The 437-nt window shown below is 62.0% G+C and carries 1 protein-coding gene; it reads right to left on the bottom strand.

Annotated elements, in window-relative coordinates:
* Positions 1-10 precede the first annotated feature (10 nt).
* A partial coding sequence (locus SB772_RS39205; RefSeq protein ID WP_410838417.1) for a hypothetical protein occupies positions 11-437 on the bottom strand: 427 nt, incomplete at its 5' end.

The raw sequence follows: 437 nt of genomic DNA, 5'->3' as shown, positions 1-437 counted from the left end.
GGGGGCTATCTCACGCCCGCTTGAGGATTTCGAATTCGGTCTCGGGGACGAGCAGCGAGTATTCGATGCGCCCGGGGATCAGCTTCAGTTCTGCCTTGCCGTTCATAGAGGAAGGCACCACGCGTTCCAGAACCGTCTTGCCGAAGCTGTTTTCGCTGAATTCATGGATCTCGGTCTTGTCGGGCAGCGCTTCTGCCCACGTGACTTCGATCGCCCGCCTGCCGTTCAGTTCCGCCTCGCGGCAGTTCAGCGTGATCGACGCCGCGCCGCCGGCGATTGCGCCGAAGGAGGCGGAGTTGACGATCAGCTCGTGCAGCGCCAGTCCGAGATGGACGGCAGCGTTCGGCGTCATATGGGCGTTGATCCCATAGATCGGCAGCGAGCCAGCAGTCTCCGGCCAGTAGGGCGCGAACTGCTTTTGGGCGAGTTCGAACAGA

Source organism: Paraburkholderia sp. SIMBA_030 (assembly GCF_046535245.1).
Classification (GTDB): Bacteria; Pseudomonadota; Gammaproteobacteria; order Burkholderiales; family Burkholderiaceae; genus Paraburkholderia.
This window is presented reverse-complemented; position numbering and strand designations above follow the sequence as displayed.